At 72.0% G+C, this 23,812-nt stretch carries 22 protein-coding genes; all 22 read left to right on the forward strand.

The genetic code is table 11. The annotated features are described in order from the left end of the window. Nucleotides 1-14 precede the first annotated feature (14 nt). The 22 genes from rsmH (at nucleotide 15) to EG812_RS00850 (ending at nucleotide 23,805) form a co-directional block, all read left to right on the forward strand. Complete coding sequence (gene rsmH / locus EG812_RS00745) at nucleotides 15-1,115, forward strand: 16S rRNA (cytosine(1402)-N(4))-methyltransferase RsmH (RefSeq protein WP_126711054.1); 1,101 nt, start codon at nucleotides 15-17, stop codon at nucleotides 1,113-1,115. After that, nucleotides 1,112-1,720 (forward strand): cell division protein FtsL, encoded by a 609-nt coding sequence (gene ftsL, locus EG812_RS00750; protein WP_126710461.1) that lies wholly within the window; start codon nucleotides 1,112-1,114, stop codon nucleotides 1,718-1,720. The genes rsmH and ftsL overlap by 4 nt, the downstream gene beginning before the upstream one ends. 3 nt (nucleotides 1,721-1,723) lie before the next feature. Continuing rightward, nucleotides 1,724-3,940 (forward strand): peptidoglycan D,D-transpeptidase FtsI family protein, encoded by a 2,217-nt coding sequence (locus EG812_RS00755; protein WP_126710462.1) that lies wholly within the window; start codon nucleotides 1,724-1,726, stop codon nucleotides 3,938-3,940. A gap of 159 nt (nucleotides 3,941-4,099) precedes the next feature. Continuing rightward, nucleotides 4,100-5,620, forward strand: a complete 1,521-nt coding sequence (locus tag EG812_RS00760; protein ID WP_126710463.1) for a UDP-N-acetylmuramoyl-L-alanyl-D-glutamate--2,6-diaminopimelate ligase — start codon at nucleotides 4,100-4,102, stop codon at nucleotides 5,618-5,620. Then, the gene (locus tag EG812_RS00765; RefSeq protein WP_013735087.1) at nucleotides 5,617-7,041 is read left to right on the forward strand and encodes a UDP-N-acetylmuramoyl-tripeptide--D-alanyl-D-alanine ligase; all 1,425 of its coding nucleotides are present in this window, start codon (nucleotides 5,617-5,619) and stop codon (nucleotides 7,039-7,041) included. Before EG812_RS00760 ends, EG812_RS00765 begins: the two co-directional genes overlap by 4 nt. Next, nucleotides 7,038-8,171, forward strand: coding sequence for a phospho-N-acetylmuramoyl-pentapeptide-transferase (mraY, locus tag EG812_RS00770; RefSeq protein WP_013735086.1), 1,134 nt, complete (start codon nucleotides 7,038-7,040; stop codon nucleotides 8,169-8,171). The genes EG812_RS00765 and mraY overlap by 4 nt, the downstream gene beginning before the upstream one ends. Nucleotides 8,172-8,586: 415 nt before the next feature. Then, nucleotides 8,587-9,999, forward strand: coding sequence for an FtsW/RodA/SpoVE family cell cycle protein (locus tag EG812_RS00775; RefSeq protein WP_233579402.1), 1,413 nt, complete (start codon nucleotides 8,587-8,589; stop codon nucleotides 9,997-9,999). Further along, nucleotides 9,999-11,105: an undecaprenyldiphospho-muramoylpentapeptide beta-N-acetylglucosaminyltransferase gene (gene murG, locus EG812_RS00780; RefSeq protein WP_013735084.1), complete on the forward strand. Its 1,107-nt coding sequence runs from the start codon at nucleotides 9,999-10,001 to the stop codon at nucleotides 11,103-11,105. Before EG812_RS00775 ends, murG begins: the two co-directional genes overlap by 1 nt. A gap of 241 nt (nucleotides 11,106-11,346) precedes the next feature. Continuing rightward, a complete protein-coding gene (gene murC, locus EG812_RS00785) occupies nucleotides 11,347-12,879 on the forward strand; it encodes a UDP-N-acetylmuramate--L-alanine ligase (RefSeq protein WP_126710464.1) in 1,533 nt (510 codons plus the stop codon). Continuing rightward, nucleotides 12,876-13,691: a cell division protein FtsQ/DivIB gene (locus EG812_RS00790; protein WP_013735082.1), complete on the forward strand. Its 816-nt coding sequence runs from the start codon at nucleotides 12,876-12,878 to the stop codon at nucleotides 13,689-13,691. The genes murC and EG812_RS00790 overlap by 4 nt, the downstream gene beginning before the upstream one ends. Nucleotides 13,692-13,933: 242 nt before the next feature. Then, complete coding sequence (gene ftsZ / locus EG812_RS00795) at nucleotides 13,934-15,049, forward strand: cell division protein FtsZ (RefSeq protein ID WP_013735081.1); 1,116 nt, start codon at nucleotides 13,934-13,936, stop codon at nucleotides 15,047-15,049. 9 nt (nucleotides 15,050-15,058) lie between these two features. Next, nucleotides 15,059-15,805 carry a YggS family pyridoxal phosphate-dependent enzyme gene (locus tag EG812_RS00800; protein ID WP_126710465.1) on the forward strand — a complete coding sequence of 249 codons (747 nt, stop codon included), beginning with the start codon at nucleotides 15,059-15,061 and terminating at the stop codon, nucleotides 15,803-15,805. A gap of 195 nt (nucleotides 15,806-16,000) precedes the next feature. Further along, nucleotides 16,001-16,693, forward strand: coding sequence for a cell division protein SepF (locus EG812_RS00805; RefSeq protein ID WP_013735079.1), 693 nt, complete (start codon nucleotides 16,001-16,003; stop codon nucleotides 16,691-16,693). A gap of 29 nt (nucleotides 16,694-16,722) precedes the next feature. Then, entirely contained in the window at nucleotides 16,723-17,028 is a 306-nt protein-coding gene (locus EG812_RS00810) for a YggT family protein (RefSeq protein WP_013735078.1), read from the forward strand. Between the two features lie 44 nt (nucleotides 17,029-17,072). Then, nucleotides 17,073-17,873, forward strand: a complete 801-nt coding sequence (locus EG812_RS00815) for a DivIVA domain-containing protein (RefSeq protein ID WP_013735077.1) — start codon at nucleotides 17,073-17,075, stop codon at nucleotides 17,871-17,873. 68 nt (nucleotides 17,874-17,941) lie between these two features. Continuing rightward, entirely contained in the window at nucleotides 17,942-18,496 is a 555-nt protein-coding gene (locus EG812_RS00820; RefSeq protein ID WP_013735076.1) for a hypothetical protein, read from the forward strand. A 9-nt stretch (nucleotides 18,497-18,505) separates the two neighbouring features. After that, nucleotides 18,506-18,802, forward strand: a complete 297-nt coding sequence (locus EG812_RS00825) for a DUF167 domain-containing protein (RefSeq protein ID WP_126710466.1) — start codon at nucleotides 18,506-18,508, stop codon at nucleotides 18,800-18,802. A 331-nt stretch (nucleotides 18,803-19,133) separates the two neighbouring features. Continuing rightward, nucleotides 19,134-19,553 carry a TraR/DksA family transcriptional regulator gene (locus EG812_RS00830; protein ID WP_043725316.1) on the forward strand — a complete coding sequence of 140 codons (420 nt, stop codon included), beginning with the start codon at nucleotides 19,134-19,136 and terminating at the stop codon, nucleotides 19,551-19,553. A 68-nt stretch (nucleotides 19,554-19,621) separates the two neighbouring features. Further along, nucleotides 19,622-20,257 carry a signal peptidase II gene (gene lspA, locus EG812_RS00835; RefSeq protein ID WP_126710467.1) on the forward strand — a complete coding sequence of 212 codons (636 nt, stop codon included), beginning with the start codon at nucleotides 19,622-19,624 and terminating at the stop codon, nucleotides 20,255-20,257. Continuing rightward, nucleotides 20,254-21,198, forward strand: a complete 945-nt coding sequence (locus EG812_RS00840; protein ID WP_013735072.1) for an RluA family pseudouridine synthase — start codon at nucleotides 20,254-20,256, stop codon at nucleotides 21,196-21,198. The genes lspA and EG812_RS00840 overlap by 4 nt, the downstream gene beginning before the upstream one ends. Before the next feature lie 42 nt (nucleotides 21,199-21,240). Continuing rightward, nucleotides 21,241-22,278, forward strand: coding sequence for a hypothetical protein (locus EG812_RS00845; RefSeq protein WP_126710468.1), 1,038 nt, complete (start codon nucleotides 21,241-21,243; stop codon nucleotides 22,276-22,278). 96 nt (nucleotides 22,279-22,374) lie between these two features. Next, complete coding sequence (locus EG812_RS00850) at nucleotides 22,375-23,805, forward strand: MinD/ParA family ATP-binding protein (protein ID WP_013735070.1); 1,431 nt, start codon at nucleotides 22,375-22,377, stop codon at nucleotides 23,803-23,805. The last annotated feature ends 7 nt before the right edge of the window (nucleotides 23,806-23,812 follow it).

The raw sequence follows: 23,812 nt of genomic DNA on the forward strand, positions 1-23,812 counted from the left end.
CAGTGGGGGTCGACATGGGGGAGCTACGCGGCACGCATGTGCCGGTGCTGCTTGAGCGGTGTCTCGAGCTGCTGGCCCCCGCACTGGGCCGCGGCGGGCGCACCGTGCACGTCGACGCGACACTGGGTCTGGCCGGCCATGCCGAGGCGGTCCTGCAGGCGCATCCGGAGACGATCCTGGTGGGCCTGGACCGGGACACCGAGGCGCTTGAGCACGCTCGGGTGCGGCTGGCCCGCTTCGCCGACCGGGTCCACCTGGAGCACGCCGTCTACGACGAGCTGCCCGAGGTGCTCGACCGGCTGGGCTATCCGACCGTCGACGGGATCCTGTTCGACCTCGGCGTCTCCTCGCTGCAACTCGACGCGCCCGACCGCGGGTTCGCGTACGCGCAGGACGCGCCGCTGGACATGCGGATGGACCAGACCCGGGGGGTGACCGCCGAAGAGGTGGTCAACACGTACACCCATCCGGAGCTGGCCCGGGTGCTGCGGGTGTACGGCGAGGAGAAGTTCGCCGGCCGGATCGCCTCGGCGATCATCCGGGAACGGGAACGCGCCCGGATCACCTCGTCGGCGCGGCTGGCCGAGCTGGTCCGGGAGTCGATTCCGGCACCAGCCCGACGAACGGGTGGACACCCGGCAAAGAGAACGTTTCAGGCTTTGAGGATCGAGGTAAACAGGGAACTGGCAGTGCTGGAGACGGCGCTGCCGGCCGCCCTGGACCGACTCTCCGTCGGCGGTCGCCTGGTGGTCCTGTCCTACCACTCGCTGGAGGACCGGCTCACCAAACAGGCGCTCGCCGACCGGGTCCGCAGCACCGGCCCGATCGACCTCCCGGTCGAACTACCCGGGTCGGAGCCGACGTTCCGGCTGCTCAGCCGGGGTGCGGAGCTGCCCGGGGAGGCGGAGGTCGCCGCCAACCCGCGAGCCGCCTCAGTGCGGCTGCGGGCGGCGGAACGGATCGACCCGCAGGCCCGGCAGCAGGGGCGTACCGACCGCGAACGGTACCGCCGCCGGGTCAAGGCGATGCACCAACCGGGGACGGGATCGGCCGTCGGATCCGAATCGGGTCCGCGGCCGGGGGAGACGACGGACGAAGAGGGGGAGGGAACATGAGCGTCGACAAGCGCCGGAACATCACCGGCGCCGGGCAGCGCGTACCGCGGTCGGGGGGCCGGATCGCGGCGGAGCGGGTTCGGGGGACCGGGGACACCACCCGGCGTACGGAGCGGATGAGCCCGCTGGAGCAGACTCGCGCCCGGGGGGCGCGCGAGTTCCGCACCGAGGGCAGCGCCGCGTTGCGGCCGGTCGAGCGGGCCGGTGTCAGTGAGCCGCAGCGGGAGGCGGCACCGCGACTGCGGGTCGCTCCGCCGCCGCCGGTGCGGGTGCCTCGGGCGCCGTTCGCGGCGCTGGTCGTGATGCTTGTCGTCGGCGGGGTGCTGGGCATCCTGGCGGTCAACACGAAGATCAACGAGAACGCCTTCCGGTTGCTGGAGTTGCAGGAGCAGCAGGCCAAGCTCGACGTGGAGCAGCAGCAGCTGACCAAGCAGATCGCCGACGCCGAGGCGCCGGGCAACCTGGCCGCCCAGGCCCGCAAGCTGGGGCTGGTCGAGTCGGGGGAGCCGGCTCTGATCCGGCTGCCCGACGGCAAGCTGATCGGCGTGCCGCAGCCGGCCGGTGGGCAGGCGTCGATCACGAGCACCCAGGGCGCGGAGGGGTAGACCGTGCCATCGAGGTCGGAGGAACCGCGCCGGGACGCCACAGGCTCCCGGCGCGGTTCGTCGCGTGGTGCATCGGATCGGGGGGTACCGCCGCGCGCCACCGGGGAGCGCGGTGGCGAGCCGGGCATCGGTGGCATCTCCGACGCCCGGGCGTACACCCCGCGGGGCCGCACCATCCGGGAAGGCGGCGGCACCCCGGCGGCCGGGCGGCCCGAGCAGCGGCGTACCCCGCGCAGCAGTAGGTCGCAGGATCCGTTCCGGCCGGCCCTGCAGGTGCTCGACGGTGGTCGGGCGGCGGCGACCCGCGCCGGTGGCCGGCCGGGCGGTCCGACCCGTCGGGACGGCGGCACCGGCCGGACCCCGGTGGTGCGTACCGTCACGGCCCGCACCCCGGGTGGCGAGGCGGTCGAGCCGCCACGTCGGCGGGTCGGTGGCCGGGACCCGCGCCGCGAGGAGCGGGCGGCCCCGCGCCGCCCGGCCCGCAAGCCGCCCCGCCCGCCGAGGCTCGCCGATCCGGTGCGCCGGCTACGGCTGGGCACCGCGTTGGTGATGGCCATGTTCGTCGCGATCGGCATCCGGCTCGTCGTGCTCCAGGCGGTGGACACGCCCGCGTACGCCGACGGCGGGGTGGCCGACCGGCTGCGGACCGTGCAGCTACCCGCGCCGCGTGGGGCGATCTACGACCGGGACGGCGCGGCCCTGGCGCACAGCGTCGAGGCCCGCTACGTCTACGCCGACCCCACCCGGGTCGAGGACATCGAGTCCACCGCCCGGACGCTCTCCCCGCTGCTCGGCATCCCCGCCTCGGAACTGGCTGAGAAGATGCGACCCCGCAAGCGGTACGGCGTCGACTCGCGGTTCGAGTACCTGGCCCGGGGGGTGGACATCGACCGGGCCCGCGAGATCATGAAGCTTGAACTGTCCGGCATCTACACCCAACGCGACGAGCGACGCGAGGTGCCCGGCGGTGACCTGGCCGCCAACCTGATCGGCTTCACCAGCATCGACATGGCCGGGCTGGAAGGGCTGGAGGCGCGCTACGACGACCTGCTGCACGGCGAGGACGGCGAACGGACCTTCGAGATCGGCCTCGGTGCGCCCATCCCCGGCGGCTACAGCCGCACCACCCCGGCCAAACCGGGCAGTTCGATGGTGCTGACCATCGACCGGGACCTGCAGTTCATGTGCCAGCGGATCCTCAGCGAGCAGGCCAAGGCGGCGCAGGCCAGCACCGCCGCGGCGGTGGTGATCGACGTGCGTACCGGGGAGGTGCTGGCGCAGGCCAGCGAGCCGACCTACAACGCGGCGCGGCCGCAGCACAGCGACCCGACCGACCGGGAGGACGCGGCCACCAGTTTCGTGGTCGATCCGGGCTCGGTGCACAAGGCGATCACCTTCGGGGCGGCGCTCCAGGAGGGGGTGATCACCCCCGACACGTCGTTCCCGGTGTCCAACGCCATCCGCAAGGGCGACACCTGGTTCCCGGACACGCACTTCGCCAACGGTCGCCGGATGAGCGTGGCCGGAATGATGGCCTACTCCTCAAACGTCGGCACCATCCAGATCGCCGACAAGCTCGGCCCGGAACGCCTGATCGACTACCAGCGCCGCTTCGGCCTGGGCAAGCCGACCGGTGTCGGCATGCCGGGGGAGGCCAGCGGCCGGCTGCTGCCGTTGTCCGAGTGGAGCGACTCGTCGCACGGGTCGGTGCCGATCGGGCACAGCGTGGACGCCACCCCGTTGCAGATGGCCGCCGCGTACGCCGCCATCGCCAACGACGGCACGTACGTCCAGCCGCACCTGGTCAAGGAGACGATCGACCCGCAGGGCAACCGGACCCCGGCCGAGCCGCCGGCGACCCGTCCGGTGCTCAGCCCTGACAACGCCAAGGCGCTGCGGACCATCATGGAGGCGGTCACCACCGTGGAGAACGCCACCGGGCTGGCCGCCGCCGTCCCCGGCTATCGGGTGGCCGGCAAGACCGGCACCGGCTGGCGGCTGGTCGACGGCAAGAAGCAGCCCGGCGACGTGGCCTCGTTCATCGGGATGGCACCGGCGGAGAACCCGCGCTACGTGATCGCGGTCTTCGTGCACAGCCCGAGCGGTGGTGGCGGAAAGGTCGCAGCTCCGGCATTCCGGGACATGATGACCTTCACCCTGCGGCACTTCAAGGTGCCGCCGTCGAGCGAGGCGCCGCCGAAGTTCACCGTCTTCCCGTAGGCCGGAGTGCGCCACGGTCGACCCGCCGGCACACCCGGCCGGCGGGTCGACCCCGCCTTCGGTTCGCCGGTCGCTCACGACCTGCGGTTCGACTCCCTGTGGCGGAGATTCAGGCGCGCCGTGCGGCCATCAGCGGGCGACCGGGTAGGGTCTGACGCCGTGCGCGGCAATCCTCGTCCCCGTACCGTGACCGGAATCCGGCTCGGTGACCTAGCCGCCCGGCTCGCCGTGGCGCCCCCCACCACCGTCGATGCGACGGTGACCGGGGTGACCCACGCCAGCGGTGAGGTCCACCCCGGCGACCTGTACGCGGCCCTGCCCGGCGCCCGACGCCACGGCGCGGAGTTCGTCGCCGACGCGGCGGCGGCCGGCGCGGTCGCCGTGCTCACCGATGCGGCCGGTGCCGAACTGGCCGCCGGGCACGGACTGCCGACCCTGGTGGTGGCCGACCCGCGTGCGGTGCTCGGCACGCTCGCCTCGGCCGTCTACGGCGACCCGACCGAGAAGTTGACGGTGATCGGGGTGACCGGCACGGCCGGCAAGACCTCCACCGCGTACCTCGTCGAGTCGGGGTTGCGGGCCGCCGGTCACACCACCGGCCTGATCGGCACCGTGGAGACCCGCCTCGGCGATCTGGTGCTGGACAGCGTACGGACCACGCCGGAGGCCACCGACCTGCACGCGATGCTCGCTGCCGCGCTCGAACGCGGCGTCACCGCGGTGGTCATGGAGGTGTCCAGCCACGCCCTGGCGATGGGGCGGGTCGGCGGGGTGCGCTTCGACGTGGGTGGCTGGACCAACTTCGGCTCCGACCACCTCGACTTCCACGCCGACGCCGACGACTACTTCGCGGCCAAGGCCCGACTGTTCGACGGCCGCTGCGCCCACGAGGTGCTCAACCATGACGACCCGGCGCTGAAGGCCCTGTTCAAGCCCGCCACGATCAGCTACTCGGCCGCCGGTGACCCCTCCGCCACCTGGTGGGCGGAGGACGTCGACGGCGAGGGGTACGCCCAGCGGTTCACCCTGCACGGCCCGGACGGGCTGGTCCTCGACGCCGGGGTGGCGCTGCCCGGACGGCACAACGTGGCGAACGCCCTGCTGGCCGTCGCCGTGCTGGTCGCCGCCGGGGTGGATGCGGCCACCGCGGCGCGGGGGGTGGCCGCCTGCGGCGGCGTACCGGGGCGGCTGGAGTCGGTGGGCGTGGCCGGCGGGGTACGCGGCGTCGTCGACTACGCGCACAAGACCGACGCGGTGGTGGCCGTCCTGGCCGCCCTGCGGGAACTGAGCAGCGGCCGGCTGATCTGCGTGATCGGCGCGGGCGGTGACCGGGACCGGGGCAAGCGGCCGGCGATGGGCGCGGCCGCCGCAAAGGGAGCCGACGTGGTGCTGGTGACCGACGACAACCCGCGCACCGAGGACCCGGCGACGATCCGCGCCGAGGTGCTCGCCGGGGCGTACGACGCCGGGACACGGACCCGGATCGTCGAGGTGGCCGGGCGGCGCGCGGCCATCGACGAGGCGGTCCGCCAGGCCGAACCCGGCGATGTGGTGGCGGTGCTCGGCAAGGGCCATGAACGTGGTCAGGAGATCGCCGGTGAGGTGTTTCCGTTCGACGACGTGACCGAACTGGCCGACGCGCTGCGGGCCCGCTTCGGCAGCCTGGGAGGCCAGCGATGATCGCATTGAGTCTGGCCGAGATCGCGTCGGCCGTCGACGGACGGCTGGTGGCCGCCGACCCGACCGCACAGGTCACCGGCAGCGTGGAGTTCGACTCCCGCAAGGTCACCTCCGGCGGGCTCTTCGTCGCCTTCGACGGGGAGAAGGTGGACGGGCACGACTACGCCGCCGCAGCGGTGCAGGCCGGCGCGGCGGCGGTGCTGGGTACCCGTGAGGTGCCCGGGGTGCCGATGGTCGTCGTCGCCGACGCGTTGACCGCGATGGCCCGGCTGGCGCGTGCCGTGGTGGACCGGCTGCCGCAGCTGACCGTGATCGGGCTGACCGGTTCGTCCGGCAAGACCACCACCAAGGACCTGATCGCCCAGCTGACCGCGCGGCTGGGGGAGACGGTGGCGCCGCCCGGGTCGTTCAACAACGAGCTGGGTCACCCGTACACGGCGTTGCAGGCGGTGCCCTCGACGCGTTACCTGGTGCTGGAGAAGGGTGCCCGGGGCATCGGGCACGTGCGGTACCTGTGCGAGGTGGCGCCGCCGCGCATCTCCGTGGTGCTCAACGTCGGGGTCTCGCACATCGGCGAGTTCGGCTCGCAGGAGAACATCGCGCTGGCCAAGGGTGAACTCGTCGAGGCGCTGCCGGCGGACGGCCTGGCGGTGCTCAACGCCGACGATCCGCTTGTCGACGCGATGGCCGGCCGTACGACCGCCCGGGTCGTCCGCTACGGCGAGGCGGCGCACGCCGACGTGCGGGCGGTGGACGTGACGCTGGACGAGCGGGGGCGGCCCGCGTACACCCTGGTGACGCCGGAGGGCAGCGCGACGGTGCGGCTCGCGCTGACCGGGCGGCATCAGGTCTGGAACACTCTCGCCGCCGCGGCGGTGGCGCGGGAACTCGGCATGCCGTTGGTCGAGATCGCGGTCGCGCTGGGCGAGCTCGGGCTGGTCTCGACCCGCCGGATGGACGTCTTCGAGCGCACCGACGGCGTGACGGTGATCGACGACTCGTACAACGCCAACCCGGCGTCGATGTCGGTGGCGTTGCGGGCGCTGGCCGGCGTCGGAGCGGGACGGCGCACCTTCGCGGTGCTCGGATACATGGCCGAGTTGGGCGAGTTCGAGGCGCAGGGACATACCGAGGTGGGCCGGCTCGCGGCCGAATTGGGCGTCGACCGGCTGCTCGTGGTTGGCGAGGCGGCGGCGCCGATCCACCACGGGGCGACATCGGTAGGTGACTGGGGAGGAGAATCGGTGCTGCTCACCGATCAGGCGGCGGCCGTTCAGGTGCTGCGCAGCGAGCTACGACCGGGGGACGTGGTCCTGGTGAAGGGGTCCCGGTACCGGACCTGGGAGGTGGCCGACGCGCTGCGTGCCGACGCCGTCGCCACCGGCCCGGCTGATCCGGCGGCCGGAGGTGGCGCCGCGTGAGGGCCGTCATCGTGGCCATCGGGGTGGCCTTCCTGGTCTCGCTGTTCTGCACCCCGATCGCGATCCGGGTCTTCACCCGGCTGAAGGCGGGCCAGCCCATCCGGGCCGAGGGCCCGCAGATGCACCAGGGCAAGAAGGGCACGCCGACGATGGGCGGCGTGGTGTTCATCCTCGCCACCGTGATCGCGTACGTCGCCGGGCACCTGGCCCTGACCACCCTGCCGGACGCGCAGATCGCCCAGGTCGAGCCGACTATCACCGCGCTGGTGCTGCTGGGGCTGATGGTCTTCGCCGGTGCGGTCGGCTTCATCGACGACTTCCTCAAGGTGCGCAAGCGGCACAGCGGCGGTCTGAGCGCCCGGGGCAAGCTGCTCGGGCAGATCCTGGTCGGCGCGGTGTTCGGCGTGGTGGCGCTCTACTTCCCGTCCACGATGACCGACGCCACCGGCGCGCAGACCAACACCGAGACCGTCGGCAGCACCACGCTGAGCTTCATCCGGGACATTCCGGCGCTGGACGTCACCAAGATCGGCGCGGTGATCATCTTCATCTTCGTGGTGATGGCGGCGACCAACGGGGTGAACCTCACCGACGGCCTCGACGGCCTGGCCACCGGCGCGTCGGTGATGGTGCTCGGCGCGTACGCGGTGATCGCGTTCTGGCAGTACCGGCACTGGTGTGCCGACCCGGCGTACACCGCCAACCCGAACAACTACTGCTACACCGTCCGGGATCCGCTGGAGATCGCGTTGATCGCCGGAGCGGCGGCCGGCGCCTGTGTGGGCTTCCTCTGGTGGAACACCTCGCCCGCCCGGATCTTCATGGGCGACACCGGCGCACTCGGCCTGGGCGGTCTGATCGCCGGCATGGCGATGTCCACCCGCACCATCCTGCTGTTGCCGATCATCGGCGGCCTGTTCGTGATCATCACCATGTCGGTGGTCATCCAGATCATCTCCTTCAAGACCACCGGCAAGCGCGTCTTCCGAATGTCCCCCCTCCAGCACCACTTCGAACTGGCCGGCTGGAGCGAGGTCAACATCGTGGTCCGCTTCTGGATCATCGCCGGCATCGGCGTAGCCATCGCCCTGGGCCTCTTCTACAGCGACTTCCTAGCCAACATGGGCTGACCCCCTCACCCCCCGGGCTCCCCGGTTGATCAAGAAGTTTGCGTCTCCGGACAGCGGATTCCTGACGCAGACCTCTTGATCAACGCGGAGAACGAGGGGTGGGGTGGGAGGGGTGCGACACGCCGAGTGGGGGATACCGGGGGTGTGGGGTGGTGGCAGCGGCGATGATGGCGCTGTGGGGGAGGCGTGGGGAGACAGCGGCACGGCGGACGGCGGTCGGCGGCGGCGGGCCGGTGGTGCGGCTAAGGCGGACGCGGCGGTGGATGCTGGGCGGGTGGCTGAGGCCGAACGGACCGGGGACACGGTACGGGCGGCGGGATCGACCACCAGCGGTGCCGGGCGTACGGCCGGGGCGGGTGCGCCGGGGCCGGTGACGCCCGGTGGGCCGTGGCGTGGGCTTGACGCGTTGGGCGGCCTGGCCGCGTTGCAGGGCCTGCTGGCCCGGCCGCTGGCCTCGTACCATCTGCTGCTGGCCAGCACGGGGCTGCTGCTGCTGATCGGCCTGACCATGGTCTTCTCGGCCACCAGCGTGCGCGACTACGCGGCGGGCGGCAACGCCTCGGCCTCGCTGGTCAAGCAGGCGATCTTCGCGGTGATCGGCATCGTGGCGTTCTGGGTCTGCCAGCGCCTGCCGGCCCGCACCTACCGGGCGTTGGGGCGGCCGGTGCTGGCCATCGCGGTGGGGCTGCTGTTGCTGCTGAACGCGTTGGTGGCCTACGGGCGGCTGACCGGCGCGCCGGCGAGGATCGGGCCGATGGAGGCCGAGCTGCTCGGGCTGTACGTCGGTGGTATCGGGGTGCAGCCCTCGGAGGTGGCGAAGTTCGCGCTGGTGCTGTGGGGGGCGTACGTGCTGGCCCGCAAGGGCGCGGCGCTGGGCTGGTGGCGGGAGTTGGCCACCCCGCTGTTCCCGGTGGTGGGCCTGATGTTCGTCCTGGTCGGCTACAACGACCTGGGCAGCATGCTCTGTCTGATGGCGCTGGTGATCGGCCTGCTCTGGGCGGCCGGGGTGCGGCTGCGGGTCTTCGCCACGCTCAGCGCGATCGGTCTGGCCGGCATCGGCCTGCTGGTGGCGGTGGCCTCCCTCGGCGCCGGTTCCGGGGTCCGGGGGGAGGACAACTACCGGCTGCAACGACTGACCATGTTCGTCAGCCCGCCGCCGCTGGAGCAGTGCCGGGAGGAACTCTGCTACCAGATGGTGCAGGCCCGGTACGCCATCGCCAACGGGGGCTGGTTCGGCACCGGCCTGGGCCAGGGGCGCAGCAAGTGGGACTGGCTGCCGGCGGCGGAGAACGACTTCATCTTCGCGGTGATCGCCGAGGAACTCGGCGTGGTCGGCTGTGCCGTGGTGGTCACCCTGTTCGCCGTGCTGGCCTACACCGGCCTGCGGATCGCCCGGCGGGTCGACGATCCGTTCCGACGGCTGGCGGCAGCGGGCGTCACCGCCTGGCTGATCGGGCAGGCCTTCATCAACATCGGCGGCGTGATCGGCCTGCTGCCATTGACCGGCGTACCGCTGCCGTTCATCTCGGTCGGTGGTAGCGCGCTGGTCGTCACCCTCGCGGCGGTCGGCATGCTGGCGTCCTTCGCCCGTGCGGAACCCGATGCGGCCCGGGCCCTGCATGCCCGCCCGCCCGCCCGATGGGTCCGACTAGTGTGGGCTCCGTTGCCGCCGCTTCCCGGCCGGCGTCGCCGTGCGGCGTCGCCGTCGGCTGCCCGAGGATCCGTGCCCCGGGCCCGTAAGCGGCGTGCGGACGACCAGGCCGCACCGCGTGGCGCCCGGGACGGCCGGGGTCGCAGTGGGTCGGTGGCGAGCGAGAGGAGACGTTGATGGGTCCGCTGCGTTCGGTGGTGCTCGCGGGCGGTGGCACCGGGGGACACATCTACCCGTTGCTCGCCTTCGCCGACTGCCTACGCCGACACGACCCCGGCGTCCGGATCACCTGTCTCGGCACACCCAAGGGCCTGGAGAATCAGCTGATCCCGCCCGCCGGCTACGACCTGCGCAACATCCCGGCGTACCAGCTCCCTCGGTCGATCAACATGAACCTGGTCCGTACCCCGGGCCGGATGTGGACCGCGGCCCGCGCCGCAGGCAAGATCATCGACGAGGTACGCGCCGACGTGGTGGTCGGCTTCGGCGGGTACGTCTCGGTGCCGGCGTACCTGGCCGCCTGGCGGCGGGAGCTGCCGATCGTGATCCACGAGGTGAACGTGCCGCCGGGGGTGGCCAACCGGCTCGGCATGAGGTTCACCAAGCATGTGGCGGTGGGCTTCCCGCACCAGCCCGCCCAGGCCGAGTCGTTGCGGGAGGCGCGGGTGGTCGGCGTGCCGCTGCGGCGCAACATCGCCGGGCTGGACCGGGTGGCCATGCGCGGCGCGGCCCGCGCCCACTTCGGGCTCCGCCCGGATCTGCCGGTGCTCTTCGTCGCGGGCGGCTCGCAGGGCGCCCGGTCGATCAACCTCGCGGTGGCCGGTGCGGCCAAGGAACTGGCCCGCAACGGCATCCAGGTGTTGCACGTGATGGGGGCCCGCAACGAGCCGGTGCCGATCCCCACCGACCTGCCGGTGCCGTACGTGACGCTGCCGTACCTGTCCGACATGGATGCCGGGTACGCCGCCGCCGACCTGATGCTCGGCCGGGGCGGCGCGATGACCTGCGCGGAGGTGGCGGCCATCGGCCTGCCCACCATCTACGTGCCGTACCCGCACAGCAACCAGGAGCAGAAGCGCAACGCGCTGCCGGTGGTCGAGGCCGGCGGCGGCCTGCTGGTCGACGACAGCGAGCTCACCCCGGACTGGCTGGAGCGTACGGTGATCCCGCTGATCCGCGACCCGCAGCGGCTGCACGCCATGGGCACCGCCGCCGCGGCCTACGGCCGACGCGACGGCGACGAGGCCCTGCTCAACTTCGTCTACGAGGCGGTCTCCCAGTGAGCGCGAGGAGTGAGCCGGGTCTGCGAGCCCCGCAGTCGCGAACAAAAGCCGGCTCAGTGAGCGCGAGGAGTGAGCCGGGTCTGCGAGCCCCGCAGTCGCGAACAAAAGCCGGCTCAGTGAGCGCGAGGAGTGAGCCGGGTCTGCGAGCCCCGCAGTCGCGAACAAAAGCCGGCTCAGTGAGCGCGAGGAGTGAGCCGGGTCTGCGAGCCCCGCAGTCGCGAACGAAAGAAGGTGCGGCCCAATGAGAACGTTCAGTCCGGCGGGTACGGTGACGGCGGAGGATCTGGGTCACATCCACCTGATCGGGGTGGGTGGGGTCGGCATGAGCGGCCTGGCCCGACTGTTCCTCACCCGGGGCCTGCCGGTCTCCGGCAGCGAACTGCGCGAGTGGCCGTCGCTGGCCGGGCTGCGGGCGCTCGGCGGGACCATCCACATGACGCACGAGCCGGCCAATCTCGACGGTGTCGACACGGTGGTCTACTCCTCGGCCATCCCGGCCGATCACCTGGAGATGGTCGAGGCGCGTCAGCGTGGCCTGCGGGTCCTGCACCGTTCGGAGGCCCTGGCCGCCGCGATGACCGGCCGGCGTACGGTGGCGGTCGCCGGCACGCACGGCAAGACGAGCACCACCTCAATGGTCACCATGGTGTTCCAGCAGGCGGGCGCCGATCCGTCCTTCGTGATCGGTGGCGAAATCTCCGAGGTGGGTTCGGGTGCGCATCACGGCACCGGCGAGTACTTCGTGGTCGAGGCGGACGAGAGCGACAGGTCCTTCCTCATCTACCGTCCGTTCGTCTCGATTGTCACGAACATCGAGGCGGATCACCTGAACACCTACGGCGACCTGGCCAACCTGGAGGCCACCTTCGCCGAGTTCGCCCGGCTCACCGACCCGGACGGCTTCATCATCACCTGCGCCGACGACGCGGGCGGGCAGCGGCTGGCCGCCACGCTGCGGGCGGAGGGGCGTCGGGTCTACACCTACGGCGAGTCCGCCGACGCCGACCTGCGGCTCAGTGAGATGGCCTCCTCTGCGCGGGGTGTGCGTTACCTGGCCCACATCGACGGCCGCTCGCTCGGTGAGTTCCGGATGCCGGTGCCCGGCCGGCACATGGCTCTCAACAGCGCCTCGGCGGTGCTGGCCGCGTACCTGCTGGAATTGCCGCTGCAGGCGGCGGAGGCGGCGCTGGCCGCGTTCCCCGGGGTGCGTCGGCGGTTCGAGCGCAAGGGCGTCGCCGACGGTGTCCTCGTCTACGACGAGTACGCCTACCATCCGACCTCGATGACCCTGGCGCTGCAGACGCTGCGCGAGGTGGCCGGCGAGGGTCGGCTGCTTGTCGTCTTCCAGCCCTACCGGCTCTACCGGACCCGCGACCTGCAGTCGGAGATCGCCGAGGCGTTGGCGATCGCCGACGAACTGGTGCTGCTGGAGGTCTTCGGCCCGGGTGAGCAGCGTGGCCCGGGGGAGGGGTCGGCGGCGCTGATCGAGGCGGTGGCGTTGCCGGCGGAGCGGAAGGTCTTCGTCGACTCCTGGGACGCCGCGCCGGCGGAGGTGGCCCGTCGGGCCCGCTCCGGCGACGTCGTGGTGACCATGGGTGCTCCGCCGATCTCGCTGATGGGTGACGAGTTGCTGGCCGCGTTGACCGCGCGTACCGCCGATCCGCAGCAGGCGGCCGGCACGGTGGCCGGTGGTCTGGCCGGCGGGTCGACGAGCATCGGCGGGACCGTTCCCGACGCCGCCGCGCGCAACGGTGCGGCGCCCGTGGCGGAATGAGTCCCGGTCCGGCGCGCGGGCGCGGTACCGGCGTCGACGGCGGCGGAGGGTGGCGTCCGGCCCGTCAGTGGCAGTTGGTGCGTGCCGGCCGGGACGCGGTGCCCGCCTCCACCCGACGGTTCATGGCGCGGGCCCGGCGTCGTCGGATGCGGGCGGCGCTGCCGTGGGCGGTGGTCGGCGGAATGCTCGCCGTGGCTGCTCTGGTGGCGTGGGTGCTGCTGGGCACCGGTCTGTTCGGCGTACGCGAGGTGCGGGTGGAAGGCGCCGAGCTGGTGAGCGCGGTGCAGGTACGCAACGCCGCCGGGGTGCTCGACGGTGCTCCGCTGGCCCGGGTGGATCTGGCCGAGCTGGCCGACCGGATCGGCACCCTGCCGCCGGTGGAGCGGGTGACGGTGCACCGCGACTGGCCGGACGCGCTGGTCGTGCGGCTCACGGAACGTACCCCGGTGGCGGTGGTGCCACGCGGGGAGCAGTTCGTGGTGGTCGACGCCGCCGGGGTGGCGTTCCGTACGGTGTCGGAGCGCCCGGCGGGTCTTCCGATGATCCGGTTGGCCGAGCCGGGCCCGGACGATCCGGCGACGGACGCCGGTCTGGAGGTGCTCGGCGCGCTCACCCCCGAGTTGCGCGAGCAACTGGTCGAGATCACCGTCGAGGGTCTGGCCCGGATCAGTGTACGGCTGCGGGGCGATCTGACGGTTTTCTGGGGAGATGCGACCCGGGGTACGGACAAGGCTCGGGTCGCCACCGCCCTGCTCGATCAGGACGCCACCCGCATCGACGTCAGCGCGCCGGACGTGGTGACATTCCGGTGAGCCGTTGATCAGGTTGTGACGCTTGGCGCTCCCTCCGGCGACACGCCGGTAAGGTCCTTGGCTCATCGCTCGGCTGCGCCTACGTTGCCCGAAAGAGGATCAGTGGTTGACATAACTGTAACCCTCTAGTAGAGGGTGAGGGTTTACCCCCTCGACCTCGCTGGTGACAGTCGCGTCGACCATGGGTCTGGCCGCGCCGTAACCGGTCGGGGAGTAGCCAATCTCGAAGGGAAGGACCGGAGATGACACCTCCGCACAACTACCTGGCGGTCATCAAGGTCGTCGGCATCGGGGGCGGCGGCGTCAACGCCGTCAACCGGATGATCGAGGTTGGGCTCAAGGGCGTCGAGTTCATCGCGATCAACACGGACGCGCAGGCGCTGCTGATGAGCGATGCCGACGTCAAGCTCGATGTCGGCCGTGAACTGACCCGGGGGTTGGGCGCGGGCGCCAACCCGGACGTCGGCAAGAACGCCGCCGAGGACCACCGCGACGAGATCGAGGAGGTGCTCAAGGGCGCCGACATGGTCTTCGTGACCTGCGGCGAGGGTGGTGGCACCGGCACCGGCGGCGCGCCCGTGGTGGCCAACATCGCCCGTAAGCTGGGCGCGCTGACCATCGGCGTGGTGACCCGTCCGTTCTCCTTCGAGGGCAAGCGGCGGCAGGTGCAGGCCGAGGCGGGCATCGACGAGCTGCGTAACCAGTGCGACACGCTGATCGTCATCCCGAACGATCGGCTGCTGGCGCTCGGGGACCGCAACATCAGCATGATGGACGCCTTCCGTACCGCCGACCAGGTCCTGCTCTCCGGTGTCCAGGGCATCACCGACCTGATCACCACCCCGGGTCTGATCAACCTGGACTTCGCCGACGTCAAGAGCGTGATGAGCGGCGCGGGCAGCGCGTTGATGGGCATCGGCAGCGCCCGCGGGGAGAACCGGGCCGTCGAGGCGGCCGAGGCGGCCATCTCCAGCCCGCTGCTGGAGCAGAGCATGGACGGTGCCCGTGGGGTGCTGCTCTCCATCGCCGGTGGCTCCGACCTGGGTCTGTTCGAGATCAACGACGCGGCACAGTTGGTCACGGACGCGGCGCACCCGGACGCCAACATCATCTTCGGTGCGGTCATCGACGACGCGCTCGGCGACGAGGTGCGGGTGACCGTGATCGCGGCGGGCTTCGACGGTGGCACGCCCGCCTACAAGGCGGCCGAGCCGGCCCGCAAGACCAACCAGAACCAGCCCGCGCAGCCGAGCACGCCGGTCGTGCCGTCGCCCGCCACCCCCGTGACGCCGCAGTCGCCACGCCGGGTGCTCTTCGACGACGTCGACGTGCCCGACTTTCTCAAGAACGGCTCCTGAGTACCGACCATGACCGACAGCGCCTCTCTGGTGCGTCCCGACCGGCGTGCCGAACTGGCCGCCGGGCTGGCGCGCGTACGGACCCGGATCGCCGACGCCTGCGTCGCGGTCGGCCGGGACCGGACCGAGGTGACCATGATCGCGGTCACCAAGACCTACCCGGCGGCCGACGTGATCGCGTTGGCCGGGCTCGGGGTGACCGACGTCGGGGAGAACCGCGACCAGGAGGCGGCGCCGAAGGCCGAGCAGGTCGCCCTGGCCGGGGTCGCCCCGCGCTGGCACTTCATCGGCCGGCTGCAACGCAACAAGGTCAAGTCGGTGGTCCGGTACGCCGACGTGGTCCAGTCCGTCGACAGCGTCCGGTTGGCGTCCGCCCTGGACGCGGCCACGACCGGCCGTCGGGACCGGCCGCTGGAAGTGTTCGTGCAGGTCAGCATCGACGGCGACCCGAGCCGGGGCGGGTCGGTGCCGGACTCGGCCGACCCGGACATCGGGCTGGGGCCGGTCACCGCCGCAGTGGCCGCCTCGGCGGGACTGCGACTGGCCGGGTTGATGGCGGTGGCACCGCTGGGCTGGGAGCCGGAGCGTGCCTTCGCGCGCCTGGCCGCCATCGCCGAGACGGTGCGCGCCGAGCATCCGCAGGCCGTCGCGCTGTCGGCCGGCATGAGCGGTGATCTGGAGGCGGCGATCGGCCACGGCGCGACACATGTCCGCGTCGGCAGCGCGTTGCTCGGAATGCGTCCCACGCTGCGGTAGCCTGGCCGCGAGGGAAGCAAATTACATCAGTGTTGTTTGTGGGAGCGGCCTTACCGGCGACCGGGGGGCGTGACGTGCAACGCGAATTGTGCGTCAGGGGATTGCCGTTCCGGTCCGGTGGGCAGGAGTGGTCCACTCGCGACAGGCGACACGTACGGGGGCGTGTGCCGCACGGCGGACGGGAAGGGCGCGGGGATGGGTGCACTGCGCAAGGCGGGGGTCTGGCTCGGACTGGTCGAAGAGGACGACGAGCGGGCCTATGACGACGGTGGCTACGACAAGGGTGGCTACCGCGAGTCGCGCTACCGGCAGAGCCGGTATGCCGAGGAGTTCGCCGACGAGGTGGACGACGAGGTGGATGAGCCGCCCGCGCCTCGTCCGCGCCTCGGCGACCGGGGGCGGCTCGGCGAGCGCTCCGGCGGTCGGCTGAGCGAGTCCGAGCGGCTGGACTCCGAGCGCCCGGAGCGGGTCGAGCGGTCCAGCGTACGTTCGATCACCCGGTCGACGGGGGAGCAGTCCGGCGCTCTGACCTACCACACCCGGGACAACCTGGCGTTGGCGCCGCAGGCGCAGCCCCGCGAGCGGGCGGTGGTCCAGGAGGAGGAGCAGCGTTACCAGATCACCACGCTGCACCCCACCACCTACCGCGAGGCCCGCACCATCGGCGAGCACTTCCGGGACGGCGTTCCCGTGATCATCAACCTCACCGAGATGGATGAGGCGGATGCCCGCCGACTGGTTGACTTCGCCGCCGGGCTGGCGTTCGGGCTGCGCGGTACGATCGAGCGCGTGACCAACCGGGTGTTCCTGCTCTCGCCGGCCAATGTCCAGGTCACCGCGGAGGACAAGGCCAAGATCGCCGAGGGCGGGTTCTTCAGCCTGAGTTGACCCGCCCGACCCGAGGGACGTCGCCTGCCGTGTTGTCGATCTTGCTCCAGGTGCTCTACCTGATCACCTATCTCTTCCTGATCATTCTCCTTGCCCGGTTCGTCCTGAGCGCGGTCCTGCAGTACGGGCGGCGCTGGCAGCCTGGTCGCGGAGCATCGGCCGGACTGGAATCCGTGTGGAGCGTCACTGATCCCCCGCTCTGGGCGTTGAGGCGTGTGATCCCTCCGCTGCGAATTGGTACCGTGAGCATCGACCTGGCCTCCCTTGTGCTCCTGGTTATCCTGTTCGTGCTGATGAGGTTTGTGTTAGAGCCGGCGATCTTCAGGACCGCCTGATGACCGACGCGCTATCGCGGCCGCAACTGACCCGAGGAGTTTCGATGCCGCTGACCCCGGCCGACGTCCACAACGTCGCCTTCAAGAAGCCGCCGATCGGTAAGCGGGGCTACGACGAGGAGGAGGTCGACGCCTTCCTGGACGAGGTCGAGCGCGAACTCGCCCGTCTGATCGAGGAGAACAACGAACTGCGCGCCCAGGTGGAGCGCGGGGGACGGGGCGGTGCCCCCGCCGGTCCCGGCGGTGACGCCCGTCTGGCGGCCGAGCTCAACGACGTCAAGGCCCAGCTCGACCGGGTGCAGCGTGACAAGGCCGCCGCCGAGCAGGCCGCTCGCGCGATGCAGGCCGAGCTGGAGCAGGTGCGCGCCGCGACCGGTGGCGCCGTGCCGGGCGGTGACGGCGAGCAGCAGGCGCTGCGGGTGCTGATGATGGCCCAGCGGACCGCCGACGACCACGTCTCCGACGCGCGCCGCGAGGCCGACCAGCTGCTCTCCGAGGCCCGTTCCAAGGCCGAGGAGGTCACCCGCGAGGCCCGCGCCAAGGCCGACGCGCTGGAGCGGGACGCCCGGCAGCGGCACCAGGAAGCCATGGGTGGCCTCGACGCCAAGCGCACCGCGCTGCAGAAGCACATCGAGGAGCTCAAGCAGTTCGAGCGCGAGTACCGTACCCGTCTCAAGGCCTACCTGGAGAGCCAGCTGCGCGACCTCGACGGTCGTGGCCAGGGCCTGGAGGCGGAGATGACCCGTGGGGAAGGCACCCGCGCGGCCGGCAACGGCCTGGCCGCCGCAGGTCTCGCCGGCTCCTACGGCGGGGGTCGCTCCGGGGCACTCGAGGCCGGTCGCTGAACCGGGCGGCGGCCGTCACGGCGGTCGCTCGCCCTGCCTCATCGTCTACGACGCGACGGGGGTGAGCCGTGATAGTCATCAGTCTCGCGCTCATCCTCGTCGCGGTGGCGCTCCTGGTGCTCGGGCTGGCCAGCGGATCCAGCCTGTTGCTTGTCGTCTCGATCGGGGCCAGCCTGCTGGCTGCGGTGGCGCTGGTCGCCGGCGCCCGCCAGGCGGCTGCCGCCCGGTCCACGACCCAGCGGGATACCGCTGGTGGCCGATCGGTCACCATCCCGGCGCAGCATGTCCCACCGACCACGAACGACGGCGCATCCGGGTGGCGGCAACCACCCGGCCCGCCGGCGGGGGCGGCGCCGGGGACCAACGCCGGCACGGCGGAGGCGTACGACGACGAACCCCCCGCGCAGGAGGTCACCCCGGAGCAGGCCGTCCTGGTGTCCCGGCTGTCCGACGAGGTCCGGGTGGTCGACGGTCGGCCCCGCTATCACCTGGACGAGTGTGCGCACCTGGTCGGGCGGGACCACGAGCCGCTGCCGGTTGCCGAGGCGGTCGAGTTGGGCTTCACCCCGTGCGCGACCTGCGCGCCCGACACCACGTTGTTGTCGCAGTCCGGTCGGCGCTGACCTGATCCGATGGCCGACGACACGCTCACTGTCGCCGTCCGGGTGAAGCCGGGGGCGTCCCGTGCCCGGGTGGGTGGCCGGTACGACGGCCCGCACGGCCCAGCCCTGGTCATCGCGGTCAACGCCCCCGCCGTCGACGGCCGGGCCACCGAGGCCGCCCGCCGCGCCCTGGCCGAGGCGCTCGGCGTCCGCCCCGCCACAGTCTCCCTCCGCACGGGTGCCAGCAGCCGCGACAAACTCTTCCAAATCACCCCCGCTTCCCCCACCCTCACCGCCCAGCTGACCCACCTCCTCACCACCCCCTGACCCGCCCCCGCCAAGCCCCACCCCAGGTTGATCAAGAGGTTTGCGTCTCGGATCCGGCCGAGGATGACGCAACTTCTTTGATCAACCTGCGGGACGGTAGGGGGTAGGGGGTAGGGGTCTGTTACGGTCGTTCCGGTTTGGGGTGAATCGGGGTGGGACGGGCGTTTCGGTGCGGCACGTTGTCGGACGCCTTTACGTTCCGTATCCTTGCGAACCTCCGGAGTGCGCGGCCACAGGGCCGCGCGCCCGTTTTGTACCTGGGGTGACCGATGCTGGTGGCCCCGGTCCAGGCACCGCGGACGTCCGCGGTTCCGTGGCATAGGGAGTGATGATGGCCAAACCAGCCGACACCAGGACCGCTGGGCGCAAGCCCGCGATGAAGTCCACCCGCAGTGCCGCGGAGACCGACAAGATCCGTGCCGCCCTGGCAGCACGGCATGACGAGTTGCGCGCCGAGTACGATCAGACGCTGAGCGAGATCACCGAGCTGCAGCGCGAGCGCCTCACCGACTCGGCCGGGGACGACCAGGCCGACACCGGCACGAAGACGTTCGAACGGGAGCAGGAGATCTCTCTCGCCAACAGCATCTTGGAACGGATCACGCAGGTCGAGCGGGCTCTGGAGCGCCTCGACGAAGGTGGTTACGGCTGGTGCGAGCGGTGCGGCAACCCCATCCCGGTGGAGCGGCTGGCCGCCTTCCCGTCGGCCACCCTCTGTGTGACCTGCAAACAGCTGGCGGAGCGACGCTGACGGCGGGCTCCCCGGCGCTGGTGCACGGCGGTGCCACGGCACCGCCGTGATACGTCGATGGGGAGCAGATGAGCGCAGTACCGCCCGCTGAATCCGGCACCGCCGAGCCGGGCACCGCCACGAGATCGCGGCGTACACCCGTCACGATCCTGCTCGGCCTCGCGGCGTTCGCGGTGGTGGTCGACGTGCTCACCAAGCACCTGGCGTTGGTCGAACTGAGCGACCGTGAGCCGGTACGGCTGCTGGGCGGGGCCGTCTACCTCTCCCTGACCCGCAACAGCGGGGCCGCGTGGAGCCTCGGCAAGGACTACACCTGGATCTTCCCGTTGATCGCGATCGGCGTGCTGGCCTGGATCGCCTGGATGGGACGGACCCTGCGGTCGGTGCCCTGGGCGATCTCGCTGGGCCTGGTGGTCGGCGGCGTCACCGGCAACCTGATCGACCGGATCTTCCGGGCGCCGGGCTGGTTCGTCGGCCACGTGGTCGACATGATCAGCGTGTTCGACCCGTACGGTCAGGTGTTTCCGATCTTCAACATCGCGGACAGCGCCCTGGTCTGCGGCGTGATCCTGGCGATCGGCCTGGAGTTCACCGGCCGTCAGCGCGACGGCACCCGGCTGGTCGGCGACGACCGCAAGGGCGCCGGGCGGGCTGCGGAGACCACGGCGGAGAACGCGGACGACGAGCGGCGGGAGCGGGCATGACGGGCACCTTCGCCGCCGGCGGCGACCACCGCAGCCTGCCGGTCCCCGACGGCCTCGACGGCATGCGGCTGGACCAGGCGGTCGCCCGGCTGTTCGGGCTGTCCCGGACGGCCGCCGCCGCCCTCGTCGACGCCGGTGAGGCGCTCGTCGACGGCGCGGTGCGGCCCAACTCGCACAAGGTCCGGGCGGGTGCCTGGCTGGAGGTGACGCTGCCCGCGCCGGCCGCCGCGCCGGTGGTGGTGCCCCAGGCGGTACCGGGACTGCGGGTGGTCTACGCCGACGACGACATCGTGGTGGTCGACAAGCCGGTCGGGGTGGCCGCCCATCCCAGCCCCGGCTGGACCGGCCCGACGGTGATCGGCGGGCTGGCCGCGATCGGTCACACCATCGCCACCAGCGGTGCCGCCGAGCGTCAGGGCGTGGTACACCGGCTCGACGTCGGCACCACCGGGGTCATGGTGGTGGCCAAGAGCGAGCAGGCGTACAGCGCGCTCAAGCGGGCCTTCAAGTACCGCGAGGTGGAGAAGCGCTACCACGCGGTGGTGCAGGGGCACCTCGATCCGCTGCGCGGCACCATCGACGCCCCGATCGACAGGCACCCGCACCACGACTACCGCTGGGCGGTGGTCTCCGACGGTAAGCCGAGCATCACCCACTACGACACGCTTGAGGCGTTCCCGTCGGCGAGTCTGGTCGACGTCCGGCTGGAAACCGGTCGTACGCACCAGATCCGGGTGCACTTCTCCACCCTGCGCCACCCCTGTGTGGGTGACCTGACGTACGGCGCCGACCCGACTCTTTCCGCCCGGCTCAAGCTGGATCGGCAGTGGTTGCACGCCAGAGAGTTGAGTTTCGAGCACCCCCGTACGGGGGACGAGGTCCGCTTCGTCAGCGACTACCCTGACGATCTGGGACGCGCGCTGGAGATTCTCCGCGACTGACGCGCCCCGCCCGTCCCGACCGAACGACGAGGGGGCCCGCCCGTGCGCGCCGGCGATCTGCTGCGGCAGCTGGACCAGCGACTGCTGCCCCGCCTCGCCACCGTGTTGACCCGGCTCGACCAGAAGACGGCCCGGGCCTCGCTGCTCAGCTGGGTGGCGGTGCTGTCCTGCGCCGCCGTGCTGTTCACCGCGGTCTTCGCCACCGGCGGCCCACCGTTGCCCGACCGTACGGTCGGCGAGGTGACCCGGGTGGGGATCGCCGACGGTGACTCGATCCCCAGCTACGAGCGCACCGCCGCGGCGGACCTGGCCGGCCTGGCGCGCAGCGCGTCGCTGGCCGAGGGCACCTACGCCCTGGTCTCGCTCTCGGAGTACGTCACCCCGCAGTCGCTCGCGGCCGTGGTCGGAGACGTCGGAGTGTCCTTCGTGTTCGGGCGGGTGCCGCTGCCGGACCGGCAGACCGAGATCGTGCGTATTCCGGCCCAGCGGCTGCCCGACGACGTCACGGCCGGCATGGCGGACCTGGCCGCCCGCAAGGCGCGCGAGGCCGCCGACTACCGGTCCCGGGCCGCCGCGCTGGTCGGCGGCGACCCGCAGGAGCGCGAGCTGCGCCAGCTGTACGTCAGTGGGGCGCGCCTGGCGGAGCGGGAGGCCGCCGCCTACCGGACAGGCTGCGCCTGCGTCTACGCCGTGGTGGTCCGGGCCGAACCAGCGGTGCTGCGTGGTGTGGCGGCCCGTCCCGGGGTGCGGGTGGTCGATCCGGCGCCGGAGGTCCGGCGACTGGAACGAACCGTGTTCACGCCGCCCCTGCCGGAACAGCGCGACGTGGCCCGCCCGCCGATCGACCGGGATCTGCTGCCCAGCCCGTCGCCCAGTGCGAAGTCCCCGGCGCCGTCGCCGGAGGCGCCCGAGAGTCGTGTGCCGCAGACGCCGGAAGTGACGGATTCGTCACCAGCGCCGGTTCCTTCCCGACCGGCCCCGACATCCGCCGCCCCGTCGGCGGCTCCCACCTCGACAGATTCGCTGCAGGACGGCGACGTGGACGCTCAGCTGGAGGGTGGTGCGGAGCTGACATCGTGACGGTCGCAGACACATCGGTGGGTGTCCCGGTGTGGCTTCCAAACGGTTTCGTTCGTAGCCTGTCAGACGGAGACCGAGGCGCTGGGGAGGCGAGCCGTGGACGGCAGCGAGACCGGTTGGGGACGGCCCGCTGAGCCGGCACCGCGGTGGCGGGCCCTGCTCGACCGAGCCCGCCTCGGCGGTCGCGGCGCTGAGCAGGCATCGACCGAGCGGCAGGCCGACGAGCCGCCACCGCCGACCGAGCCGCTACCGCGCCGCACGTCGGGCTCCGGCTACTCGGGGCGCGCCACGGCCGCAGGTCCGCCGATGGATCGGGCGTACGGTGCCGAACCGGGCTATCGCGCCGAGGCGAGCTACCGGCTCGACGCCGCCCGCCCGGCACCACAGACGTACCGCGGTCAACCCGGATACCAGCCGGAGCAGCCGGCCTATCCCCAGGTGCCGGAGCCACGTCGACCGGAGCCGGTGGAGTCGCGGTACACCCTGCTGGACAACGGTTACCGGCATGCCGCCCCGCCGATCGACTCCCGCTACGCCCTGCTGGACAACGGCTACCAGCCGCCCGCCCCGGCACCCCCGCCGCCGCTGCTGCCCGGTCCACCCGCGCATCCAGGGCCTGCTGCGCCGCAAGGGCCTCCAGCGCCCCCGGCGGCGGTCGCGTCGGCCACGGTGGCCGGGCGCCCCGGGCGGATCGAGTGGCGGGCGCAGAGCGTCGAGAACGAGTGGGATCGCGCCGCCGCCGTGCTGCGCAAGGACCTGGGCACGCCGCGGGTGATCGCCTTCGCCAATCCCAAGGGCGGCGTGCACAAGACCACCGCCACCGTGCTGGGCGCGGCAACCATCGGCAGCGTACGCGGACGCGGCGTGCTGGCCTGGGACGACAACGAGTTGCGCGGCACCCTCGGGCTGCGCGCCGGCAGCGCCCGCCACGCCCGGACCATCCGGCATCTGGTCTCCGACCTCGTGCAGATCGAGATCCGGGAGGGCAACGACCTGCTGGAGGCCCTCGACGACTACCTGCGGCACGCCTCCGACGGGTCGTACGACGTGCTCGCCGGTGAGGAGAGCCCGCGGTTCGCCCAGCGACTGGACCAGTTCACCGTCAAGCGGGTGCTGGAGCTGCTCCGGCGCACCCACGACGTGATCTGCGTGGACACCGGCAACAACGTGGAGAGCCCGAACTGGCGTACGGTGATGCACGCCGCCGACCAGCTGGTGGTCACCACGGTGCCACGGGAGGACGCCGCGTTCAGCGCGGACTGGATGCTCGATCTGCTGCACTCCGAGGGCATGGGTGAGCTGGCCGACAACGCGGTCACCCTGATCTCCTGCCCCACGCCGGGGCGGCTGCCGTTGCAGAACGACCTGGAGAAGCACTTCGCCACCCGGACCCGTGCGGTGGCCGTGGTGCCCTACGACCCGGCCCTGGAGACCGGCTCCTCGATCGAGTATCACCAGCTCCAGGCCGAGACCCGACAGGCGTGGATGCGGGCCGCAGCGGTGATGCTGGAGCCGTTCGCCCGTTGAGGCGACC

Origin of the sequence: Verrucosispora sp. FIM060022 (assembly GCF_003977705.1) — a bacterium.
GTDB lineage: Bacteria > Actinomycetota > Actinomycetes > Mycobacteriales > Micromonosporaceae > Micromonospora > Micromonospora gifhornensis.

Excerpts from the sequence above, each read along its gene's own strand:
- EG812_RS00825 (WP_126710466.1), top strand. The coding sequence starts at position 18,506 with ATGGCCGACGACACGCTCACTGTCGCCGTCCGGGTGAAGCCGGGGGCG.
- EG812_RS00790 (WP_013735082.1), top strand. The coding sequence starts at position 12,876 with ATGAGTCCCGGTCCGGCGCGCGGGCGCGGTACCGGCGTCGACGGCGGC.
- EG812_RS00830 (WP_043725316.1), top strand. The coding sequence starts at position 19,134 with ATGGCCAAACCAGCCGACACCAGGACCGCTGGGCGCAAGCCCGCGATG.
- rsmH (WP_126711054.1), top strand. The coding sequence starts at position 15 with ATGGGGGAGCTACGCGGCACGCATGTGCCGGTGCTGCTTGAGCGGTGT.
- ftsL (WP_126710461.1), top strand. The coding sequence starts at position 1,112 with ATGAGCGTCGACAAGCGCCGGAACATCACCGGCGCCGGGCAGCGCGTA.
- EG812_RS00805 (WP_013735079.1), top strand. The coding sequence starts at position 16,001 with ATGGGTGCACTGCGCAAGGCGGGGGTCTGGCTCGGACTGGTCGAAGAG.
- ftsZ (WP_013735081.1), top strand. The coding sequence starts at position 13,934 with ATGACACCTCCGCACAACTACCTGGCGGTCATCAAGGTCGTCGGCATC.
- EG812_RS00800 (WP_126710465.1), top strand. The coding sequence starts at position 15,059 with ATGACCGACAGCGCCTCTCTGGTGCGTCCCGACCGGCGTGCCGAACTG.
- EG812_RS00840 (WP_013735072.1), top strand. The coding sequence starts at position 20,254 with ATGACGGGCACCTTCGCCGCCGGCGGCGACCACCGCAGCCTGCCGGTC.
- murC (WP_126710464.1), top strand. The coding sequence starts at position 11,347 with ATGAGAACGTTCAGTCCGGCGGGTACGGTGACGGCGGAGGATCTGGGT.
- murG (WP_013735084.1), top strand. The coding sequence starts at position 9,999 with ATGGGTCCGCTGCGTTCGGTGGTGCTCGCGGGCGGTGGCACCGGGGGA.
- EG812_RS00815 (WP_013735077.1), top strand. The coding sequence starts at position 17,073 with ATGCCGCTGACCCCGGCCGACGTCCACAACGTCGCCTTCAAGAAGCCG.
- lspA (WP_126710467.1), top strand. The coding sequence starts at position 19,622 with ATGAGCGCAGTACCGCCCGCTGAATCCGGCACCGCCGAGCCGGGCACC.
- EG812_RS00765 (WP_013735087.1), top strand. The coding sequence starts at position 5,617 with ATGATCGCATTGAGTCTGGCCGAGATCGCGTCGGCCGTCGACGGACGG.